Raw genomic sequence first — 21,339 nt, 5'->3', positions numbered from 1 at the left:
GCCGCCTCACTCCCCGCCGCGCAGGATGGAGTTGCCCTCGTGGAGCGGGTCGGGGGTGAGCACGTCCAGCTGGAGGCGGCCGCTCTGGCCGTAGAAGGCGACCGGGTTGCGCCACAGGACCTGGTCGACGTCGTCCTCGGTGAACCCGGCCTTCAGCATGGCGTCGGCGACCTTGCGGGTCTTGAGCGGGTCGCTCTTGCCCCAGTCGGCGGCCGAGTTGACGAGGATCTTCTCCGTGCCGTGGTTCTGGAGGACGGTGACCATGCGGTCCTCGTCCATCTTGGTGTCCGGGTAGATGGAGAACCCGGCCCAGCAGCCGCTGTCAGTGGCGGCCTTTACGGTTGTTTCATTGAGGTGGTCGAGGAGGACGAACTCCGGGGGGAGGTTCGATTCGCGGATGACGTCGATGGTGCGGTGGAGACCGGCGAGCTTGTCGCGGTGCGGGGTGTGGACGAGTGCGGGCAGAGCGTGGTCGGCGGCGAGCTGGAGCTGAGCGGCCAGCGCGTGGTCCTCGGCCGGAGTCATGGAGTCGTAGCCGATCTCGCCGACGGCGACGACGGAGTCCTTCACCAGATAGCGGGGCAGCGCGTCCAGGACGGGGGTGCAGCGGGGGTCGTTCGCCTCCTTGGGATTGAGGGCGAGCGTGCAGTGGTGGGCTATGCCGTACTGGGAGGCCCGGAAGGGCTCCCAGCCGAGGAGCGCGTCGAAGTAGTCGAAGAAGCTGGCGGGCGAGGTGCGGGGCTGGCCGAGCCAGAAGGAGGGTTCGACGAGCGCGCGGACGCCCGCGTCGTACATCGCCCGATAGTCATCGGTGGTGCGGGAGGTCATGTGGATGTGGGGGTCGAAGATGCGCATCAGGACTCCTCCGTGGGGGCGGGGGCTGCGGGAGCTGCGGTCGGCGTGGCCCGGTGGGCGCCCCCGTCGGCGGGGGCGGTGAGGGCGAGGACCGTGCGCAGGTCTTCGGGGACGGCGCGGCCGGCGGCGGTGCGTTCGTCGGCGAAGTCGCGGAGCATGCGGGCGAGTTCGGCGTCTCCCCGGGCCCGGTCGTCGAGCCGCGCGACGGCCGCGACCGGCACTTCGGTGAACAGGCACTTCAGCACGGCGTGCCGCCAGGCGTGCGGGTCCAGGTGGTCGGCGGCGTAGGGGCCGACGGCCGCCGCGACCAGCCGGGTGTCGTTGGCGCGCAGGGCGTCCTCGACGAGCGGGAGCGCGGTGTCGCCGAGGTCGAGGCGGTGCAGGATGAGCAGGACGGCGCGGCGTTCGGCGGCGGCGCCCTGTTCGTAGAGCCGGGTGACGGAGGACAGCGGGGCGCGGGCTTCGACGAGCAGGAGGGAGCGTACGGAGTCGGCGTTCTCCCGGCCGCAGTGGCGGCCGGCGGCGGCGTAGCGCAGCTCCCACGGCGGGGAGGCGTACGGGCTCGCCTCGGGGTGGGGGGTGCCGGAGGCGGTTGTCGTGCGGGCCGCGTCGTGGGCGGCTTCGGCGAGGGCCTCGTCGAGCCAGGCCCGGGCGGCTCCGCCGAGTTCGGCGTCGAGTTCCTTGCGGGACTTCAGCACGGGGCGGCTCCCTCGGTCGCGGTGCCGCGCGTCAGGGCGTCGCGCAGGAAGTCGATCGAGGTGCGGGCCAGTTCGGGGCCCGCGTGGGAGTGGCGGGGCAGTTCGACGACGGTGAGGCCCCGGTAGTCGGAGGCGGCCAGGGCGGCGAGCACGGGCGGGAAGTCGATCTCCCCCTCGCCGAACGGGAGGTGCTCGTGGACTCCGCGCCGCATGTCCTCGATCTGGACGTGCCGGAGCCAGGGGGCGGATTCCTTGACGCACTCCAGGGGCGTCGCCTCCTCCAGACACTGGCAGTGGCCGATGTCGAGGGTGAGGCCGAGCGGTCCCGGGTCGCCGAGGAGGCCGCGCAGGTGATGGAAGTCGGCGAGGGTGGCGAGGAGGTGCCCTGGTTCGGGCTCGATGGCGAGAGGTACGCCGGACCGGTCGGCCGCTGCGAGTACGGGGGTGATCGCTTCGGTGAGCCGCTTCCACGCGGTGTCCGGCGGGGTGCCGGGCGGGGTGATGCCGCTGAAGCAGTGGACGGCGTGCGCGCCGAGTTCGGCGGCCACGTCGACGGCGCGGACCAGCAGGGCGGTGCGGGCGGCCCGGGCTTCGGGGTCCGGGTCGAGGAGGGAGGGGCCGTGCTTGCAGCGTGGGTCGAGGACGTAGCGGGCGCCGGTCTCGACGGTGACCCGGAGCCCGAGGGAGGTGAGCCGGCGCCGGACCTGGCGGGTGCGCTCGGTGAGGTCCGGGGCCATGGGGTCCAGGTGCATGTGGTCGAGGGTCAGGCCGACGCCCTCGTAGCCGAGGTCGGCGAGCAGGTTGAGGGCGTCGTCGAGGCGCAGGTCGGTGAGGCCGTTGGTGCCGTATCCGAGGTGGAGGGTCATGTGAGGCTCACCTTCCGGGAGAGGCCGCGGGCGAGGGGGACGAGCCCCATGACGGCGAGAGCGGTGACGGGCGCCCCGGCGCGGGCGGCGAGCGCGGCCTGGAGCGGGATCATGGCCCGGATGCCCCCGCCGACCGCCCGCTGGGTCAGGGGCGGGGACGGGTTGAGCACGGCGTGCAGGAGGGGTGGCCCGGCGGTGCGGAGGTAAGCGCCGGTGAGCGTGACGGCCAGGAGCCGGGCGGAGTCGGTGACCTTCCCGAGCGGGCCCGCGTCGAGCCGTCGCGCGACGGGACCGGCATCGGCTGCCGCCCTCGTCGTACCGGGCCGGTCGGGGGCCCGCCCCCAGGACCCCCGCAGCACCGCCGCCGCGAGCGCCGTCGTCGTGGCCAGCACCGCGAGCGGGGTGCCGGTGGAACCGCCCTGCGTCTCGTGGCGCGATACGGCGGTGACGCCGTAGGTGTGGGCCCCGAGCACCAGGGCGGCGGGCAGAGCGGGGAGGCATGCGGGCAGGCCTGCGGGCAGACCGCGGTGTGCCGCTGCGGCAACGTTGTCGGGTGCGCTGGTGCCGCCCGGCACGCGTACACCCGGCAGCCGTACACCCGGCACACGTACGCCCGGCGCCGTCGCACCCGGCGCCGTCGCACCCGGCACGCGTACAGGCGGCTCCGTGACCGTCGCGCCCGGCGCGCGTGGGTCCGTCGCCGTGGCCGTCGCGCCCAGCAGCAGGTCCAGCGATCGGGCCGCCGCCATGGCCGCCGGGCCCGCCTTCGTGTGCTTCAGGTGCAGGTCGTAGGCCCAGACCGTGGCGGCCAGGCCCGTGGCGACGGTCAGCGCGGGGCGGCCGGCCCGAGCCGCGAGGGCGAGGCCCGCAGCCGTCAGCGCCCCGGCCGCGCCCAGGGCCGCCGCGGGGCTGATGCGGCCCGAGGGGATCGGGCGGTGCGGCCGGTCCACGGCGTCCTCGTCGCGGTCGGCCCAGTCGTTGAGGGCCATCCCGGCCTCGTACAGGCACAGCGAAGCGCCGATGGCCAGTGCGGTGCCCCGGCCGGGGCGGCGGCCCACCGCCGCCGCGCCCGCCAGGGCGTCCCCGGGCACGGAGAACAGGGCGGAGACCCGCAGCAGTTCGGCCCAGGCCCGCAGGCGCTGCCGGGGCTCGCCCCGGTCGGATCGCGGGTCCGGCCGGTCCGCGGCGGTGCGCGTGCCCCGTTCCCCGGGCCGGCTCGTGGAGGGCGGTCCGGGCCTGTCCGGTGCGGGTGCAGTCCCACCCTCACCGGACAGGCTGTCTTCGGTCACGGCGCTCGGCACGCCGTGGGCATAGCCGTTCCGCCGCCCGGGCGGGAGCATCGACAGGGCCGCCGCGAGGACGGCCGGGAGGGTGTTCCGTCGCCGCCTCACGCCCGGTCCCGCAGCCGCTCGGCGAAGGTGAGCAAGGTGGCGTACTGCTCGGCGAGGGCCGCGGAGGTGCCGCCGTCCGGGTCCTTGAAGTAGAAGCCGAGCTCCGGCAGCGGGCCGCTGATCCCGGCCTCGTGGGCGCGGGCGAGCAGCCGTGCCAGGTCCAGGACCAGCGGGGCCGCGAGGGCCGAGTCGCAGCCCTGCCAGATGGTCTGGAGGATCATGCGGGAGCCGAGGAAGCCGTCGAAGGCGATGTGGTCCCAGGCGGTCTTCCAGTCCCCCATCGCGGGCACGTCGTCGATGTGCACCTCGCCCTCGGGGGCGGTGCCGAACGTGTCGGCCAGGACGCGTTCCTTGCCGGCGTTCTTGGCGGCCGCGGCCGCCGGATCGGCCAGCGCCGCTCCGTCCCCGCCGCCCAGCAGGTTCGACCCGGACCACGCCCGTACGGCGAGGGCCCGCTGGAGGAACATCGGGGCGAGTACGGAACGGAGCAGCGTCTGGCCGGTCTTGCCGTCGCGTCCGGCGTGGGGAAGTCCGCTGGAGGCGACGGTGTCGGTGAGCGCGGGGGTGCGCAGGCCGGTGGACGGGGTGAAGTTGGCGTAGGAGCAGCCGGCCCGCAGGGCGGCGGCGGCGTAGAGCGAGCTGGCGGGCAGCCGGGTGTCGTCGGGTCCCGGTGCGGGTTCGGTGGAGGCGACGTTTACGACGACGGTGCGGGCCAGGTCGTGGCGGTGGGCGAAGTCGGTGAGGTCGGCGGCGAACGCGGCGATGAGTTCCTGGTCGGTGCGGGTGTCGCCGGGGAGCGGTCCGCCGGGGCGGATCTCCGCGTCGGCGGCGTCGAGTTCGGCACGTACGGCGGAGGGCAGTCCGTGGGGCAGGACGCCGCCGTCGGCCAGGGCCTCGGCCCGCTTGGCCAGCGGGCAGTCGAGGGTGTCGTGGCCTCCGAAGACCAGGCTGTTCAGGGCGGGCAGTCCGCTGTCGGCGAAGGGGGGCGTCTCGGTGACCATGCCGGTCGGCGGGTGCAGACCTGCGGCGATGGCGGCGCAGCCCGCGGTGGCGGTGGTCGCCACGGAGCCGCGTGCTCCGATGAACCAGACGCCGGTGCGGCCCGCGGTCCTCGCGGGGCCGGTGGCCTCCGAGGTGCTCGGGTCACCGGTGCGGCCTGGGGCGTCGGTTCGGCCTTCACGATCGGCGTGAGCGGTCACGGGCTGCCTCCCTGGGGGAATGGGTCGGGGTGGAGGACGGCGGGCGGGGGAAGGTGCGTGCTTCCCCCGCCCGTCGTCGGCAGAGGCGGCTGCCCTACTTCGGGGGCAGCTCCTTCAGTTGGATGTTGCGGAAGGACACCTGGTCGTCGGCTCCGTGGTTCTGGAGGCCGATGTGGCCGTCCTTCAGACTGCGGGCGGGATCGGCGTTGGTGAAGTCGTTGATCTTCGCTCCGTTGAGGAAGATCTGCAGACGTTCGCCCTGGACCTTGATCTCGTAGCTGTTCCACTGCCCCGGGGGCCGCAGGACGCGGTCACGGGCCTTGGTGTTGGCGGACTTGAAGGTGTAGACGGCGCCCGTGGTGCGGTCGGCGGCGTCGGTGGCGTCGATCTGGATCTCGTACCCGTTGTTCACCGCCGACCAGGGGTCGTCGGACATCGGGAAGCCCACGAAGACGCCGGAGTTGTCGTCGCCGGCCATCTTCCAGTCGAGCTTCAGCGAGTACGACTTCAGCTCCTTGGCCTGGTAGGTGAGGAGACCCATGCCGCCCTCGGAGTGCAGGGCGCCGTCACTGATGGAGAACTTCCCCGGGCCCGCCTGCTTCCACCCTTCCAGCGTCTTGCCGTTGAAGATCGGCCGGTAGTCGGTGTCCGGCTTGCAGTCGGCCTTGACCTGGCCGGTGGCGTAGCGCAGGCCGCCCAGGACGTGGCTGCGGAAGGCCGGTTCGGCGTAGGACTCCTTGGTGTGGCCGAGACCGGTGTAGAAGGAGCGTCCGCCCTGGTAGGTCTGGCACCAGGAGATCGGGTGGTCGCCCTTCATGTTCCCGCCGGTGTAGGTGGTCTCGTCGAGTGTGGCGAGAACCTTGGCCTTGTCCCGGGGGTTGGTGCGGTAGTTGTACCACTCGTCGGTGCGCTCCCACTCCTCGTCCAGGTGGGCGGTGGCGGGGTGGTCGTGGTCCTCGACGCGGACGGTGGCGGGCTGGATCTGCGGGTGCGAGTGGAAGTGGGCGCCGACGAGGCCGCCGTAGAACTCCCAGTCGTACTCGGTGTCGGCGGCGGCGTGGATGCCGACGTAACCGCCGCCGTTGGCCACGTAGTTCTCGAACGCCTTCTGCTGCTCGGCGTTGAGTACGTCACCGGTGGTGGAGAGGAACGCGACGGCGTCGTAGCGGGCCAGGTTGCTGGTGGTGAACTGGGCGGCCGACTCGGTGGCGTCGACCGTGATGTTGGTGTCCTTGCCGATCTCCTTCAGGGCCTCGATGCCCGCGGGGATCGAGTCGTGGCGGAAGCCGGCGGTCTTGGAGAAGACCAGGACGCGCTTGGCGGTCTTGTCGACCGGGGTGTTGGAGAGTTCGAAGTCGTCGACGTCGTAGAGCGCTCCGTCGCCGCCCTTGAAGACGAGGAAGAGTTCGGTCTGCTTCTTGGGCGCCCCGCGCAGCGGGATGTCGATGTCCTGGAAGGTGTCCCAGCTGCCGGTCACCGGGACGGGTCCGGAGCCGAGGATCTTGCCGGTGGGTGATCCGGTGCGGACTTCGAGGAATCCGCCGGAGCCGGCCGAGGAGATCCGGGCGGTGAGCTTGGTGGTGTCGCCGAGGACGTAGGTCTTGAAGGAGATCCAGTCGTCGTTGTGGATGTCGCCGACGGTCTTTCCGCCGTGCGCGCTGGACTTGCTCGGCGTGGTGATGCCGGAGGAGTCGTCGAAGTGCTCGGCCTGGCGGTGCTTGGGCTGGAGCCGGGAGGCGTCCTTGCCGGTCAGCTTGGCCTGGCCGCCACCGCCGTTGTCGGTGTACGTGGCGGAAATGCCGCCGTATATGTTGGCGTTGGGGTCGTGGCCGCCTTCCATGGCGGTCTTGATGGTGCCTTCGCAGCCGTGTTCGGAGGTGATGTCGTGGCCGTGGCTGTCGTGGCCCAGGGTGAACTTGACCTCGACCTTGGTGCAGTCGATGGTTCCGTCCTCCGGGTCGCTGACGTTGACCTTGAACGGCACGGAGTCGCCGAACTCGAAGAGCTGCCCGTCCTTGGGAAGGACCAGCTCCACGGTCGGGGCGGTGTTGCCGACGGTGACGTGGACGCTGGCGGAGCCGGTGCGGCCGGTCGGGTCCTCGGCGGTGAGGGTGGCGGTGTAGGTGCCGTTCTTCTTGTACGTGTGCGTGGGGTTGGCGGCGGTGGAGGTGCCGCCGTCACCGAAGTTCCAGGAGTACGTCAGCGGGTCGTCGTCGCCGTCCGCCGTGCCGGCCGAGGAGAACTTCACCTTCAGCGGCGCGGTGCCCGAGGTCTTGTTCGCCGAGGCCTCGGCGATGGGCGAGCGGCCTCCGGTGGCGTTCTCGATGCGGTAGAGCGCGGAGTTCTCGTCGCCGCCGAACCAGGCGAGGCCGTAGTCGAGGACGTACAGCGCCCCGTCCGGGCCGAAGGCCATGTCCATGATCTGGGTGCCGGACCAGGGCACGTCGTTGATGGACCGGACGGTGCCGTCGGCGTCCTGCTCGATGCGCTTGATCCACTGGCGGCCGAACTCACCGGCGAAGAAGTCGCCGTCGTAGGCCTCGGGGAACTTCACCGGGGAGTCGAGGTCCGCGTCGTAGCGGTAGACGGGTCCGCCCATCGGGGACTCGGAACCGGAGCCGAACTCGGGCACCGATCCGCCGTCGTACGGGATCCACGCGGCCTCGGCCGGCGGCAGGTCGACGAGTCCGGTGTTGTGCGGCGACTCGTTCTTCGGGGCGGCGCAGTCGAAGGCCGCGCCGGAGTTCTTGGTGGCGAAGTCGTAGTCGATGTAGGGCTCGTTGTCGCCGACGCAGAAGGGCCAGCCGAAGTTGGCGGCCTTCGTCACCCGGGCGAACTCGACCTTCCCGGCCGGTCCGCGCTCGGGGTCGGCCGCGCCCGCGTCGGGGCCGTAGTCACCGACGTACACGGTGCCGGTGGCCTGGTCGACGGAGAAGCGGAAGGGGTTGCGGAAGCCCATCGCGTAGATCTCGGGGCGGGTCTTGTCCGTGCCCGGCTCGAAGAGGTTGCCTTCGGGGATGGTGTACGAGCCGTCGTCGGCGACCTTGATGCGCAGGATCTTGCCGCGCAGGTCGTTGGTGTTGCCCGACGTGCGGCGGGCGTCGAACGCCGGGTTGCGGCCGGGGCGTTCGTCGATCGGTGTGAAGCCGTCGGAGGCGAAGGGGTTGGTGTCGTCGCCGGTGGAGAGGTAGAGGTTGCCGTCCTTGTCGAAGTCGATGTCACCGCCGACGTGGCAGCAGGTGCCGCGCGAGGTGGGGACGTCCAGGACCTTCTTCTCGCTGGCGGTGTCGAGGGTGCCGTCCTCGTTGAGGACGAAGCGGGAGAGGCGGTTGACACCGTCGAACTTCGCGAAGTCGGCGGCGGTGCCGGTCTCCGGGGCGTCGCCCGCCGGGGTGTCCATCGGGGGCGCGTAGAAGAGGTAGATCGCCCGGTTCTCGGCGAAGTCCGGGTCGACGCCGACGCCTTGGAGGCCTTCCTCGTCGTGTGTGTACACGGGGAGGGTTCCGGAGATCTTGGTGTTGCCGGCGCTGTCGGTGATCCGCAGCTCGCCGCCGCGTGAGGTGTGCAGCACGCTGCGGTCGGGGAGGACGGCGAGCGACATGGGCTCACCGGTCTCCTCGGCGCCCTTGGCGAGGGTGACTTGCTGGAAGTCCTCCGCCAGGGGCTCCTCGTGCCCGGGGTGGCCCGGGTGGGCGGTGGCGCCGGGAGCGGAGCCGAGGGTCAGGGTGGCGGCGGCGAGCAGGCCGCCGGTGAACAGCGCGAGGGTTTTGCGGACGCGGGTCCGGGCCAGGAGCCGCTTTCTGGTTCTGTGCACGAAGGTCCTCCGGAGAGTGCCGGTTGTACGGGCGGGTGTAGCCGTGCCGTGCCGCGCGGGGACTGCCGCGCGTGCGTCACCGGAGACGGGAGTGACCCCGGTGACGCGAGTCATGTCGTGTACACGAAATGGACGGTAGACCTGTTCGTCCTCGACGGAAAGCCCTTGTGCAACAGGTAAGTCGAACTTCTGCTTCCGCCAGGACAAAGAGGTTTTCGGGCAGGACGAGGCAGCCCCGGGGGCGGGGAGCGGTGCCGTGCCACATGCCCCCGGAGCTTGATCTTTCTCGCTACTCGCCGCCGCCGAAGGCCGCGTCGAAGGAAGCGGACGGCGGGTCGAAGTCGTACCGCTTGAGGCTGGCAAGCGCTTCCGGGGCTCCGGTCAGACGGTCCATTCCGGCGTCCTCCCACTCGACCGAGACCGGGCCCTCGTAGCCGATGGACCGCAGCATGCGGAAGACGTCCTCCCAGGGGACGTCACCGTGGCCGGCGGAGACGAAGTCCCAGCCGCGCCGGGGGTCGCCCCACGGCAGGTGCGAGCCGAGACGGCCGTTGCGGCCGTCCAGGCGTTTGCGGGCCTCCTTGCAGTCGACGTGGTAGATCCGGTCCCGGAAGTCGTAGAGGAAGCCGACCGGGTCCAGGTCCTGCCAGACGAAGTGGCTCGGGTCGAAGTTCAGCCCGAACGCGGGCCGGTGGTCCACCGCTTCGAGCGCGCGCTTGGTGGTCCAGTAGTCGTAGGCGATCTCGCTCGGGTGCACCTCGTGGGCGAAGCGCACCCCCTCGGCGTCGAAGACGTCCAGGATCGGGTTCCAGCGCTCGGCGAAGTCCTCGTAGCCCCGCTCGATCATGTGCGGTGGGACGGGCGGGAACATCGCGACGAGGTGCCAGATCGAGGAGCCGGTGAACCCGATGACCGTGTCGACGCCGAAGGCGGCGGCGGCCCGCGCGGTGTCGGCGATCTCGGCGGCGGCCCGCTGCCGGACGCCCTCGGGCTCGCCGTCGCCCCAGATGCGGGCGGGCAGGATGCCCTGGTGGCGTTCGTCGATGGGGTGGTCGCAGACGGCCTGCCCGACGAGGTGGTTGGAGATGGCGAAGCACTTCAGCCCGTACTTGTCGAGCAGCTGGTGCCGGGTGTCCAGGTAGCCGGGGTCGGCCAGCGCCTTGTCGACCTCGAAGTGGTCTCCCCAGCAGGCGAGTTCGAGTCCGTCGTAGCCGAAGTCCCGGGCGTGCTTGCAGACCTCCTCCAGCGGGAGGTCGGCCCACTGGCCGGTGAAGAGGGTGAAGGGGCGGGGCATGGGCGGCAGCCTCCTAGGACGAGGACGGGACCGGGGTGTGGACGGAGTTCTTGGCGGCGCTCTCCTCGACTGCGGCGAGCACGCGCTGCACCTGGAGGCCGTCCGCGAACGACGGTACGGGCGGGGCCCCTTCGGCGATCGTGCGGACCACGTCGCGGGCCTGGTGGACGAAGGTGTGCTCGTAGCCGAGGCCGTGGCCCGGCGGCCACCAGGCCTCCAGGTAGGGGTGCTCGGGTTCGGTGACGAGGATGCGGCGGAAGCCGGCGGTGGCGGCGGGTTCGGTGTGGTCGTGGAAGGACAGTTCGTTGAGCCGCTCCAGGTCGAAGGCGAGCGAACCCAGCTCCCCGTTGATCTCCAGGCGCAGGGCGTTCTTGCGCCCGGCGGCCATCCGGGTCGCCTCGAAGGAGGCGAGCGCGCCGGAGGCGAGGCGGCCGGTGAAGATCGCCGCGTCGTCGACGGTGACCTCGCCCCGCTCCACCGTGTCGGCGCTGCCGGAGAGCCCGGCCGACGCCCCGGCGAGCAGGGGCCTCTCGCGTACGAAGGTCTCACTGACGGCGGAGACCCCGGTCAGCGGTTCGCCCGCGAGGTACTGGGCGAGGTCGACGATGTGCGCCCCGAGGTCGCCGAGCGCGCCGGATCCCGCGTGCTCGCGCTTGAGCCGCCAGGTGAGCGGGGAGGCCGGATCGACCAGCCAGTCCTGGAGGTAGGTGGCCCGCACATGGCGCAGCGCTCCGAGCCGGCCCTCGGCGATGAGCTGCCGGGCGTAGGAGATCGCGGGCACCTTGCGGTAGTTGAAGCCCACCATCGCCACCTGGCCGCGGGCGGCGGCGGCCTCGGCGGCGCGGACCATGGCCTCCGCCTCGGCGACGTTGTTGGCGAGCGGCTTCTCGCACAGGACGTGCTTGCCTGCCTCCAGAGCGGCGACGGCGATCTCCGCGTGGCTGTCGCCGGGGGTGCAGATGTCGATCAGCTGGACGTCGTCCCGGGCGATCAGAGCCCGCCAGTCGGTCTCCGCCGCCGCCCAGCCGTGCCGGGCGGCGGCGGCGTCGACCGCCGCACGGTCGCGTCCGCAGATCGCGGCGAGAGCGGGTCGCAGCGGCAGGTCGAAGACGTGTCCTGCGGTGCGCCACCCCTGGGAGTGGGCGGCGCCCATGAACGCGTATCCGACCATGCCGACCCCGAGCGTTCCCGGCGCCTGCCGCGGCGGGGGTGCTGAGGCTTGCGTTTCCGTCTCTTGACTACGGGCCATGCGGACTTCCTCCTCATCGGTGTGCGGTAACGGGCCGGGGGACGCGCTGGCCGCCTCCCCCCGGGTCCCGGTCAGTTGAAGCCCGTCGGCAAGTACTGGTCGATGTTGTCCTTCGTCACGACCGCGGAGTACAGGGTCAGGGAGGTCGGGATCTCCATCTCGGAGAGCCCGCTGATGCCCTTCGACTGGCCGAGCGCCCGGGCCAGGTCGATGGCGGACGCGGCCATCGTCGGCGGGTAGAGGACGGTCGCCTTGATGACCGAGTCGTCGGCCTTGATGGCGTCCATCGCGGACTTGGCGCCGGCACCGCCGACCATGATGAACTCGTCGCGGCCCGCCTGCTTGATGGCGCGGAGCGCACCGACGCCCTGGTCGTCGTCGTGGTTCCACAGGGCGTCGAACTGCTTCTGTGCCTGGAGGAGTTGGGCCATCTTGGCCTGGCCGGACTCGACGGTGAATTCGGCCGCCTGACGGGCCACCAGCTTGATGTTGGAGTAGTTCTTGAGGGCGTCGGCGAAACCCTGGCTGCGCTGCTTGGTCAGCTCCAGGTTGTCGATCCCGGCGAGCTCGACGACCTTGGCGTTCGGCTTGTCCTTGAGCTGCTCGCCGATGTAGTGCCCGGCGTTGAGCCCCATGCCGTAGTTGTCGCCGCCGACCCAGCAGCGGTATGCCTGCGGGGAGGCGAAGACGCGGTCCAGGTTGACGACGGGGATGCCCGCCTTCATCGCTTCCAGACCGACCTGGGTGAGGGCCTTCCCGTCGGCGGGGAGGATGACGAGGACGTCGACCTTCTTGTTGATGAGGGTCTTGACCTGGCCGATCTGGGCGGCGGTGTCGTTGGAGCCCTCGGTGATCTCCAGGGTGACGTCGGAGTACGTCTCCGCCCGGGACTTGGCGTTCACGTTGATCGCGTTCAGCCAGCCGTGGTCGGCCTGCGGTCCGGCGAACCCGATGGTGACGGCCTTGCCGGGCTTGTCGTCGGCGGGGGCGCTGTTGCCGGCGGGCTCGGTCTTCTTGGGCTCGTTGCTGGTGCAGGCGGTGAGGAGCGCGCCCGCGGAGACGGCGGCGGTTCCGAACAGCAGCCCTCTGCGGCTGGTTTCTGGCATGACGGTCTGACCCTTCATCCGGTGGGTGCGTACGAGGTGCGGGTGCGGGGGGGGGTCGTTCAGGTGCGGGGAGACGTTCAGGTGCGGGGGGGTTCAGGTACGGCGCTTCGAGGTGCCGGGGGTGTCCGGTCGGCCGGAGGTCGCTCAGGTCTCCCGGCCGCGCATGGTGCGGCCCTGGACGAGGACGGCGGCGACGATGATGGCGCCCTTGGCGATCTGCTGGACGTCGCTCTGGAGGTTGTTGAGCGCGAAGATGTTGGTGATCGTGGTGAAGATCAGGACGCCGAGGACGGAGCCGACGATGGTGCCCCGGCCGCCGCTGAGCAGGGTTCCGCCGATGATCGCGGCGGCGATGGCGTCGAGCTCGTACAGGTTGCCGTTGGTGTTCTGGCCGGAGCCGGCCAGCACGATCAGCATGAAGGCGGCGATGCCGCAGCAGAGCCCGGACAGCAGGTAGAGGTACAGGCGCTGGCGGCGGACGTCGATCCCGGCGAGCCGGGCGGCCTCCGCGTTGCCGCCGACGGCGACCGTACGGCGGCCGAAGGTGGTCCGGTTGAGGATCAGCCAGCCGACGACGACCACCACCCCGAACATGATGACCAGCGGCGGGACCCCGAGGATGTAGGAGTCGGGCAGGCCGAGGTCGAGGACCGCGTCGACGGTGACGATCTGGGTCTTGCCGTCGGTGATCTGGAGGGCGAGTCCACGGGCCGACGCGAGCATGGCCAGCGTCGCGATGAACGGGACCATGTTGCCGTACGCGATGAGCACGCCGTTCACGAGTCCCGCGGCGAGGCCGACGATCACCGCGGTGAAGGCGATGCCCGCGAAACCGTACTCCTGGGTGGCCAGGGTCGTCGCCCACACCGAGGCGAGGGCGACCATCGCGCCGACCGAGAGGTCGATGCCGCCGCTGATGATGACGAAGGTCATACCGACGGTGACGACGCCGATGACGGACGCCTGGGTCAGGATCAGCTGGAGGTTCCCGGTGTCCAGGAAGGCGTCCGGCTCGGTGATGCCGCCGACCAGGACCAGCGCGGCGAGGACGCCGAGCAGGGACAGGATCCGGACGTCGAGCCGCAGACCGAGGGCCGGCATGCCCCCGCCCGACTTCGAGGGCGGCGTGTCGGAGGGGGCGGCGAGCGCCCCCTTGTCCGGCCCGTTGTGCTGCGCCGACGGGGCGGGCTGTGTCATGGCGTCGGGCTCCCTTCCATCACGAGGTCGAGTACGCGGTGCTCGTCGAGCTCCTGGGCGGGGGCCGTGTGGACCACTTCGCCCTCGCGGAGGACCAGCACCCGGTCGGCGAGGCCCAGGACTTCGGGCACTTCGCTGGAGACGAGCAGGACGGCGAGGCCTTCGTCGGCCAGCCGGCGGATCACGGCGTAGAGCTCGGCGCGGGCGCCGACGTCGACGCCACGGGTGGGTTCGTCCAGCAGCAGGACCCGGCAGCCGCGCAGCAGCCAGCGGGCGAGGACGGCCTTCTGCTGGTTGCCGCCGGAGAGGGTGCGGACGGCGGCGTCCGGGTTGTCGGGCCGCATCTGCAGTTCGCGCGTGGCGCTCCGCGCGGCCTTCCGCTCCCCGCCCCGGTCGATCCAGCCGATGCGGGCGAAGCGGGAGAGGGACGAGACGGAGACGTTACGGGTGACCGACTCGGTCATCAGCAGGGCCTGCGCCTTGCGTTCCTCGGGGGCGAGCCCGATGCCCGCGGCGACGGCGGCGCGGACGCTGCCGGGGCGGAGCTGTCTGCCGTCGACGGTGACGGTTCCGGTGGCCGCTTTGCGGGCTCCGTAGATCGTCTCCAGGATCTCCGAACGGCCCGAGCCGACGAGTCCGGCGAGCCCGACGATCTCGCCGGGCCGCAGTTCGAGGTCGACGGGGGCGAACTCGCCCTTGCGGGACAGGCCTTCGACCCGGAGCACGGGCTCGGCGGTGAGGACCGCCGGCTCCTCGGGGCGGGGCGGGAAGACATAGGCGACGTCGCGGCCGGTCATCATGGCAACGATGTCGCGCGTGGGGGTGTCGGCCGCGGGCAGTCCGACGGCCACGGTCCGGCCGTCCTTGATGACGGTGACCCGGTCGCCGATGCGGCGGATCTCCTCGAGCCGGTGGGAGATGTAGACGACGGCGACCCCGTCGGCGGTGAGACTCTCGACGATGCGGAAGAGGTTGTCGACCTCGTCGGGGTCGAGGGCGGCGGAGGGCTCGTCCATCACGATGAGCCGGACCTCGTGGGAGAGCGCCCGCGCCATGGAGACGATCTGCTGCTGGGCGGCGGAGAGGTCGCCGACGTGCCGGGCGGGGTCGATCTCCGGATGCCCGAGACGGGCCAGCAGCGCCTTGGCGGCGGCGCGCCCCTCCCCCGTACGGACGATGAAGCCGGCGCTGGTCGGCTCGTGGCCCAGGAAGACGTTCTCGGCGACCGACAGGTCCTCGACCAGGTCCAGTTCCTGGTAGATGGTGGCGATGCCCAGGCGCATGGCGGCGATCGGCGACTTCAGCTGGACCCTCTCGCCGCGCCAGGTGATCTCGCCGTCATTGGGCTGGTGGGCTCCGGCGAGCACCTTGATGAGGGTGGACTTGCCCGCACCGTTCTGGCCGAGGAGACAGTGGACCTCGCCGGCCTGGACCTCCAGGTCGACGCCGTCCAGGGCGCGGACGCCCGGGAAGAGCTTGGTGATGCCGGACATGGTGAGCAGGGGTGGTTCTGGTGCCATGACGAATCCCCTCGGCGAATGGGGTCTCCCCTGCTCGGGCGGGTGCCGAGGGCCGGGGAGGGCCGGTGAGCGGACAGGGCGCAGGGCTGGAGGTGCCGTGGAGCCGGCGGCACCGCGAACGGCTGCTGACGGAAGGTGGTTCCGTGGTGCGTGATGCGGGGTGCGTACGGCCTGGGGTCAGGCCGGGGAGAAGAGGTGGTCGCTGATCAGCCGGGCCGCGCCGGTCACTCCGGCGGTGGGACCCAACTCGCCCAGGACGATGGGGAGGTTGCCGGTGGCCAGGGGCAGGGACTGCTTGTAGACCTGCGTACGGACACTGGCGAGGAGGTTGTGACCGAGGCCGGTGACCCCGCCGCCGATCACCACCAGACCGGGATTGAAGAAGCTGACCAGGCTCGCGATGACCTGGCCGAGCCGGTTGCCGCCTTCGCGGATGAGGTCGAGCGCGGCGGCGTCCCCGGCAGCGGCGGCGGCCGCCACGTCGGCGGCGGTGAGGCGGCCCGCCGCCTCCAGCCGGGCGGCGAGTTCGGGCGAGCGGCCCTCCCGGGCGGCGTCCTCCGCGTCGCGGGCGAGCGCCGCGCCGCTGAAGTGGGCTTCCAGGCAGCCCTTGTTGCCGCAGGCGCAGGGCCGGCCGTCGGGGTCGACCTGGATGTGCCCGATGTCCCCGGCGCTGCCGGTCGTACCGCGGTAGACCTCGCCGCCGACGACGATGCCGCAGCCGATGCCCGTACCGATCTTGACGCAGAGGAAGTCGCCCACGGAGCGGGCCACGCCCGCGTGCTGCTCCCCCATCGCCATGAGGTTCACGTCGTTGTCGACCATGACGGGGCAGCCCAGCTCCTGGCTGAGCGCCTCGCGGACCGGGAACCCGTCCCAGCCGGGCATGATCGGCGGCGCGACCGGCACGCCCTCGGGGAAGCGGACGGGGCCGGGGACCCCGATGCCCGCGCCGTCGAAGCCTTCGACGAGCCCGGAGGCCCGCAGTTTGGCGGCGAGTGAGAGGACCTGTTCGAAGACGGCGACGGGCCCTTCGCGCACGTCCATCGGGTGGTTGAGGTGTCCCAGTACCTCCAGCTCCGCGTTGGTGACGGCCACATCGACCGAGGTGGCGCCGATGTCGACGCCGAGGAAGCGCAGTTCGGGGGCGAGCCGGATGTTGTGCGAGCGGCGCCCGCCGCGCGATGCGGCGAGCCCGTCGGCCACCACCAGACCGGTCTCCAGGAGCCGGTCCACCTCGACGGCGAGCTTCGAGCGCGACAGATCGACCTGATCGCCCAGCTGCGCGCGGGAGTTGGGTCCCCCGTCGCGCAACAGCCGGAGCAGCCGCGCCTGATGCGCGTTCGCGGGTCGTGCCGTCATACGTCTCACGCGTCCCTCCCCGCCACATCGGCCAGTCCGTCGGGCTTTCGAGGGGAACGTAGCAGCGCTTTCCCGGAGTGGGAAGAAGTTGCGCAGGAATCCGCGCCAACTTTTTCCACACTCAGGACAAAGGTCGGCGGGGGTGGCCACGGAGACCGACGGAGAGGGGTCGTGGAGGTCGGCGAGGAGGGGTCGTGGAGGTCGGCAAGGAGGGCGCCGTCGAGGTCGGCGGGACGGGGCGCGGAGGCCGGGGGCGGGGAGGGGTCGCGCAGGTCGGCGGCGGGCGGTCAGGGGCAGCGGATGACCTGGCCCGCGTAGGAGAGGTTTCCGCCGAATCCGAAGAGCAGGACGGGCGCGCCGGAGGCGACCTCGCCGCGCTCGATCAGCTTGGACAGTGCCATCGGGATGGAGGCGGCGGAGGTGTTGCCGGAGTCCACGACGTCCCGCGCGATGACGGCGTTGACCGCGCCGATCTTGCGGGCGACCGGCTCGATGATCCGCAGGTTGGCCTGGTGCAGGACGACCGCGCCCAGGTCCTCCGGCGCGATACCCGCCTTCTCGCACACCCGGCGGGCGATCGGAGGGAGCTGGGTGGTGGCCCAGCGGTAGACGGACTGCCCCTCCTGCGCGAAGCGCGGGGGCGTCCCCTCGATCCGGACGGCGTTGCCCATCTCCGGCACGGAACCCCACAGCACCGGCCCGATGCCGGGCCCGCCCGGGGCGTCGGCGGCGGCCGGGTCGGCGGTGACGACCGCGGCGCCCGCGCCGTCGCCGAGCAGGACGCAGGTGGAGCGGTCGGTCCAGTCCGCGATGTCGGCCATCTTGTCGGCGCCGATGACCAGCGCCCGGGCCGCCGCACCGGCCCGGATCGCGTGGTCGGCGGTGGCCAGCGCGTGCGTGAAGCCGGAGCACACGACGTTGATGTCCATGACGGCGGGCGAGCCCATGCCGAGCCGGGCCGCGACCCGGGCCGCCATGCTCGGGGACCGGTCGATCGCGGTGGAGGTGGCGACCAGGACCAGGTCGATGTCCGAGGGCCCGAGACCGGCCGAGGCCAGCGCCTTGGCCCCCGCCTGCGCGGCCATCTCGTCCACCGGCTCGTCGGGTCCACCCACGTGCCGGGTCTTGATGCCGACCCGGCTGGTGATCCACTCGTCGCTGGTGTCGACCATCGCGGCGAGATCGTCGTTGGTGAGCACCTTGGCGGGCTGGTAGTGGCCGAGCGCCACGACACGTGAGCCGGTCATACGGGTTCCCATCGTCGGGTGGGGGCAGGAAACATCCAGTCTTGGTCGCTACCGCCGGGTACGAGGGCACGTGATCCCACAGGAATCGGGCCCACACGTTGGAGCCTTGACAACAGCCTGGTCAGCGTGCTGAACGGCTCGCTGCGACACGCCGGTGCGCGTGCCGGACAATGACCCGGAGAAACGAACAGCCGCACACGGACAGACAGCCGCACACAGACAGAATCGGGTTCAGCTCTATGGGACGGGTCACCGAACGCCGCCGCACCCTCCGAATCCGGGACGGTGCGGTCTCCTCCCGTCCGGACACCCTGGTGGCCGAAGAACCCCTGGAGATCCGGCTGAACGGCAGGCCCCTGGCCATCACCATGCGGACGCCGGGCGACGACTTCGCGCTGGCCGCGGGCTTCCTGGTGAGCGAGGGGGTGATCGCCGAGGGCGACGAGGTCCAGTCGATCGTCTACTGCGCCGGGGCGACGGCGGACGGGGTGAACACCTACAACGTGGTGGATGTGAAGCTCGCGCCCGGGGTCCCGGTCCCCGACATCACGCTGGAGCGCAACGTCTACACGACCTCCTCGTGCGGCCTGTGCGGCAAGGCCAGCCTGGACGCGGTGCGCACCACGACCCGCCACCCGGTGGCCGACGCTCCCCCGGTGCGGATCACGCCCGAGCTGCTGTCCGCCCTCCCGGACCGGTTGCGGGCCTCGCAGCGGGTGTTCGACCGTACGGGCGGGCTGCACGCCGCCGCGCTGTTCTCCGAGGAGGGCGAGCTGCTGGACGTACGGGAGGACGTCGGCCGGCACAACGCGGTCGACAAGCTGGTGGGCCGGGCGCTGACGGACGGACGGCTGCCGCTGTCGCGGGCGGTGCTGCTGGTGTCGGGGCGGGCCTCGTTCGAACTGGCGCAGAAGGCCGTGATGGCGGGGATCCCGGTGCTCGCGGCGGTCTCGGCCCCGTCGTCGCTGGCGGTGGACCTGGCGGCGGAGACCGGACTGACGCTGGTCGGCTTCCTGCGCGGACCGTCGATGAACGTGTACGCCGGTGAGCACCGGATCGCACTGGAGGCGGCGGCGCCGCGGGGCTGAGCCCAGGGGCGTGGGCGCGGGCCGTCGTACGGGCCCCGCTCACTCCCCCGCGAAGGCCAGCCCCTCGGCGGCCAGCGCCTCCCGGAGCACCCCGATCGCCTTCGGGCCCACCCCGTGGAGGGCGAGCACCTCGGCGGCGGTCACGGTGGTGAGCTGGGCGAGGCGGGTGTAGCCCGCGGCGCGCAGAGCGCCTCGGGCCGGGTTGCCCGCCCCGTGCGGAAAGTCATCGGCAGGCGTCCCGCCCTTGTCACTCATGGCACGTCCTCGCTGTGGGTCCACCCGGGCTACCGGCGCCCGGCTACCGGCTACCGGCTACCGGCTACCGGCTACCCACCGTAACGGCTGGGTCGGACAGTCGGCCGGAAGCGGCGGCCTCTGCCGGCTCGTCCCGGGACTGCGGCTCCCCGGGGTCGCGCGAGCGGCGCTTGGCGATCACCGCGCAGACCATCAGCTGCATCTGGTGGAACAGCATGAGCGGCAGCACCGCCAGGCTCGCGTGGGCCCCGAAGATCACGCTCGCCATCGGCAGCCCGGCCGCCAGGCTCTTCTTGGACCCGGCGAACTGGACGGCGATCCGGTCCGCCCGGCCGAACCCGAGCTTCCCCGCCCCGTACCAGCTCAGGGTGAGCATCAGCGCCAGCAGCACGGCTTCGGCGGCGAGCAGCGCGCCGAGCCGGGCGGGGGTGACCTGGTGCCAGACACCGGCGACCATCCCCTCACTGAACGCGGTGTGGACGACCAGCAGGATCGACCCGCGGTCGACCAGTCCGAGCGCCTTCTTGTGCCGGGTGAGGAGACCGCCGACCCAGCGGCGCAGGAGCTGTCCGGCGAGGAACGGGACGAGCAGCTGGAACACGATCTTCAGCAGGGAGTCCCCGGAGAACCCGCCCCCGGTGGACCCGAGGAGCAGAGCGGCGAGCAGCGGGGTCACCAGGATCCCGGCGAGGCTGGAGAAGGATCCGGCGCAGATCGCGGCGGGCACGTTGCCCCGGGCGATCGAGGTGAAGGCGATGGAGGACTGGATCGTGGACGGGACCAGGCACAGGAAGAGGAAGCCCGCCTGGAGCTCGGGCGTCAGCACGTACGGCACCAGCCCGCCGCTCGCCAGGCCCAGCAGCGGGAAGACGACGAAGGTGCAGGCCAGGACGGTGAGGTGGAGCCGCCAGTGCTTGAGCCCGTCGAGCGCCTCGGCCGTGGAGAGCCGCGCCCCGTAGAGGAAGAACAGCAGGGCGACGGCACCGGTGGAAGCCCCGCCCGCCACGTCGGCGGCGGCGCCGCGGGCGGGCAGCAGTGCCGCGAGGGCCACGGTGGCGGCCAGCGCCAGGAGGTAGGCGTCGAACGGCAGCCAGGACGGCAGGCGCGGGATACGGCGGGACATGTGCGGGGGTGCTCCGGCGGTCGGGGATCCGTTTCGGCCTCCATCCTGCTCCCGTACGGGACCATCGGGAATCCCGTACACCACTCTGACTGTCATCACGATTCCCGATAGCGTGGGCCGGATGGACACCACGTACGACCCCTCCCAGCTGCGGACCTTCCTCGCCGTCGCCCAGACGCTCAGCTTCACGCAGGCCGCGCGCAGGCTCGGGGTCCGTCAGTCCACGGTCAGCCAGCACGTGCGGCGGCTGGAAGAGGCGGCCGGGCGGCAGTTGTTCGCCCGGGACACGCATCGCGTCGATCTCACGGACGACGGCGAGGCCATGCTCGGCTTCGCGCGGACGATCCTGTCGGCCCACGAGCGGGCCGCCGCGTTCTTCGCGGGCACCCGGCTGCGCGGGCGGCTGCGGTTCGGGGCCTCCGAGGACTTCGTGCTCACCCGGCTCCCCGAGATCCTCGAGTCCTTCCGCCGCGACCATCCGGAGGTCGAGCTCCAGCTCACCGTGGAGCTGTCCGGAACGCTGCACCGGCAGCTGGCGGCGGGACGGCTCGACCTGGTGCTGGCCAAGCGGCGTACCGGGGACACCCACGGCGAACTGATGTGGCAGGACGCCCTGGACTGGATCGGCGCGCCGCACCTGCGCCTCGATCCGGAGCGCCCCGTACCGCTGGTCGTCTTTCCGCCACCCGCCATCACCCGGGCGCGCGCCCTGGAGGTGCTGGAGGAGGGCGGGCGGGCCTGGCGGATCGCCTGTACGAGTACGAGCCTGAGCGGCCTGGTCGCGGCGGCGCGGGCGGGGCTGGGGGTGATGGCGCACTCCCGGGGGATGGTCCCGCCGGGCCTCGTGCCGGTTCCGGCCAGGGCGGGGCTGCCGGAGCTCGGCGGGGTCGACTTCGTCCTGCTGCACGGGAACCGACGGGGCGCGGCCCAGGAGGCGGCGGACGCTCTCGCCTCCGCGATCCTGGCGGGCGGTGACCGACTGCACCGCGGGACGGGGGGTACGGGCGGCGCGGAGGCGCCTTACTGATCGTTTCAGAATGCCGCCCGAAGCCGTCGGAGACAGATGATGCTGCAGGCA

General features: G+C 71.9%; 17 protein-coding genes. 2 read left to right on the top strand and 15 right to left on the bottom strand.

Annotated elements, in window-relative coordinates; all coding sequences use genetic code 11:
* Positions 1 to 6: 6 nt before the first annotated feature.
* The 13 genes from IE145_RS24805 to IE145_RS24745 all read right to left on the bottom strand — a co-directional run bounded on the left by IE145_RS24805 (position 7) and on the right by IE145_RS24745 (position 17,795).
* Positions 7 to 855, bottom strand: coding sequence for a TatD family hydrolase (locus tag IE145_RS24805; protein ID WP_189527670.1), 849 nt, complete (start codon positions 853 to 855; stop codon positions 7 to 9).
* Positions 855 to 1,553 (bottom strand): EboA domain-containing protein, encoded by a 699-nt coding sequence (locus IE145_RS24800; protein WP_189527669.1) that lies wholly within the window; start codon positions 1,551 to 1,553, stop codon positions 855 to 857. The genes IE145_RS24805 and IE145_RS24800 overlap by 1 nt, the downstream gene beginning before the upstream one ends.
* Entirely contained in the window at positions 1,547 to 2,419 is an 873-nt protein-coding gene (locus IE145_RS24795) for a sugar phosphate isomerase/epimerase family protein (RefSeq protein ID WP_189527668.1), read from the bottom strand. Before IE145_RS24795 ends, IE145_RS24800 begins: the two co-directional genes overlap by 7 nt.
* Positions 2,416 to 3,810, bottom strand: a complete 1,395-nt coding sequence (locus IE145_RS24790) for an SCO3242 family prenyltransferase (RefSeq protein WP_189527667.1) — start codon at positions 3,808 to 3,810, stop codon at positions 2,416 to 2,418. The genes IE145_RS24795 and IE145_RS24790 overlap by 4 nt, the downstream gene beginning before the upstream one ends.
* Positions 3,807 to 5,009 (bottom strand): inositol-3-phosphate synthase, encoded by a 1,203-nt coding sequence (locus IE145_RS24785; RefSeq protein ID WP_189527666.1) that lies wholly within the window; start codon positions 5,007 to 5,009, stop codon positions 3,807 to 3,809. The genes IE145_RS24790 and IE145_RS24785 overlap by 4 nt, the downstream gene beginning before the upstream one ends.
* Positions 5,010 to 5,103: 94 nt before the next feature.
* Positions 5,104 to 8,823, bottom strand: coding sequence for a ThuA domain-containing protein (locus IE145_RS24780; protein WP_189527665.1), 3,720 nt, complete (start codon positions 8,821 to 8,823; stop codon positions 5,104 to 5,106).
* A gap of 289 nt (positions 8,824 to 9,112) precedes the next feature.
* Positions 9,113 to 10,117, bottom strand: a complete 1,005-nt coding sequence (locus tag IE145_RS24775) for a sugar phosphate isomerase/epimerase family protein (protein WP_189527664.1) — start codon at positions 10,115 to 10,117, stop codon at positions 9,113 to 9,115.
* Between the two features lie 13 nt (positions 10,118 to 10,130).
* A complete protein-coding gene (locus IE145_RS24770; protein ID WP_189527663.1) occupies positions 10,131 to 11,366 on the bottom strand; it encodes a Gfo/Idh/MocA family protein in 1,236 nt (411 codons plus the stop codon).
* Positions 11,367 to 11,437: 71 nt separating this feature from the next.
* Positions 11,438 to 12,472, bottom strand: a complete 1,035-nt coding sequence (locus IE145_RS24765) for a substrate-binding domain-containing protein (protein ID WP_189527662.1) — start codon at positions 12,470 to 12,472, stop codon at positions 11,438 to 11,440.
* A gap of 144 nt (positions 12,473 to 12,616) precedes the next feature.
* Entirely contained in the window at positions 12,617 to 13,669 is a 1,053-nt protein-coding gene (locus IE145_RS24760) for an ABC transporter permease (RefSeq protein WP_189527661.1), read from the bottom strand.
* Positions 13,666 to 15,189 (bottom strand): sugar ABC transporter ATP-binding protein, encoded by a 1,524-nt coding sequence (locus tag IE145_RS24755; protein WP_189527660.1) that lies wholly within the window; start codon positions 15,187 to 15,189, stop codon positions 13,666 to 13,668. The genes IE145_RS24760 and IE145_RS24755 overlap by 4 nt, the downstream gene beginning before the upstream one ends.
* Positions 15,190 to 15,366: 177 nt before the next feature.
* Positions 15,367 to 16,548, bottom strand: a complete 1,182-nt coding sequence (locus IE145_RS24750) for an ROK family transcriptional regulator (RefSeq protein WP_069737179.1) — start codon at positions 16,546 to 16,548, stop codon at positions 15,367 to 15,369.
* 287 nt (positions 16,549 to 16,835) lie between these two features.
* Complete coding sequence (locus IE145_RS24745) at positions 16,836 to 17,795, bottom strand: beta-ketoacyl-ACP synthase III (RefSeq protein ID WP_189527659.1); 960 nt, start codon at positions 17,793 to 17,795, stop codon at positions 16,836 to 16,838.
* Positions 17,796 to 18,034: 239 nt separating this feature from the next.
* On the opposite strand from IE145_RS24745, the gene fdhD reads away from it, so the two are divergent.
* A complete protein-coding gene (gene fdhD / locus IE145_RS24740; RefSeq protein ID WP_189527658.1) occupies positions 18,035 to 18,883 on the top strand; it encodes a formate dehydrogenase accessory sulfurtransferase FdhD in 849 nt (282 codons plus the stop codon).
* 39 nt (positions 18,884 to 18,922) lie between these two features.
* On the opposite strand, the gene IE145_RS24735 is transcribed toward fdhD, so the two are convergent.
* Both IE145_RS24735 and IE145_RS24730 read right to left on the bottom strand, forming a co-directional pair.
* Positions 18,923 to 19,138, bottom strand: coding sequence for a helix-hairpin-helix domain-containing protein (locus tag IE145_RS24735; protein ID WP_189527657.1), 216 nt, complete (start codon positions 19,136 to 19,138; stop codon positions 18,923 to 18,925).
* A gap of 64 nt (positions 19,139 to 19,202) precedes the next feature.
* The gene (locus IE145_RS24730) at positions 19,203 to 20,261 is read right to left on the bottom strand and encodes a bile acid:sodium symporter family protein (RefSeq protein ID WP_189527656.1); all 1,059 of its coding nucleotides are present in this window, start codon (positions 20,259 to 20,261) and stop codon (positions 19,203 to 19,205) included.
* Between the two features lie 121 nt (positions 20,262 to 20,382).
* Here IE145_RS24730 and IE145_RS24725 point away from each other — a divergent pair, with 121 nt between their 5' ends.
* Positions 20,383 to 21,288 (top strand): LysR family transcriptional regulator, encoded by a 906-nt coding sequence (locus IE145_RS24725; RefSeq protein ID WP_189527655.1) that lies wholly within the window; start codon positions 20,383 to 20,385, stop codon positions 21,286 to 21,288.
* Positions 21,289 to 21,339 lie beyond the last annotated feature (51 nt).

The sequence above is a fragment of the Streptomyces sindenensis genome, assembly GCF_014649035.1.
In the GTDB taxonomy this organism is placed as follows: domain Bacteria; phylum Actinomycetota; class Actinomycetes; order Streptomycetales; family Streptomycetaceae; genus Streptomyces; species Streptomyces sindenensis.
The sequence above is the reverse complement of the archived record's forward strand: the minus strand, read 5'-3'. Positions and strand labels throughout refer to the sequence as shown.